The following is a 478-nucleotide window of genomic DNA, read 5'->3' as shown; positions in this document are numbered from 1 at the left end:
ATGGCTGATGTCGCCCAACGTCCTGCCGTTCCCGGTCCATATTGTTTCGGACGGCAATATTCGCGAGCAGCTTATCGCGGCCGGGCAGGGCAATCGCTGGGCCTCGATCCCCGCCTTCGCCAAGACCGTCACGCCGGCAGGCACGGTGGTCCCGGTCCTCGACGAGGACGATGAAGGCGAGCTCATCGAAGTCGCCACGCGCCAGACGACGACGGGGACCGTCTCGATCGGCATGATCCGCCGCCAATGCACCACCGACTACAAGATTGTTCCAATCCGTCGGAAGGTGCGCGATCTCGCGGGCCTTACCCGCAAACGCTCTCCCTCCTTTCCGGTCGTCGAATGCTGGATAGGCATCTCGACGGACGAGATTGTGCGCGCCAAGCCGAGTTTCGAGGCGTGGCAGGTCAAGCGTTTCCCGCTGATCGAAAAGCGCTTGAGCAGGCGGGATTGCCTCGCCTGGCTGCGCCGGCACGAC

The 478-nt window shown here is 63.8% G+C and carries 1 pseudogene; it reads left to right on the top strand.

The annotated features are described in order from the left end of the window. Positions 1 to 478, top strand: a pseudogene (locus tag CEV33_RS01350) (hypothetical protein); the annotation flags it as partial.

The organism is Brucella grignonensis (assembly GCF_002252505.1).
GTDB classification, from domain to species: domain Bacteria; phylum Pseudomonadota; class Alphaproteobacteria; order Rhizobiales; family Rhizobiaceae; genus Brucella; species Brucella grignonensis.
Note: the sequence above shows the minus strand (reverse complement) of the source record. Positions and strands in the feature narration are given on the sequence as shown.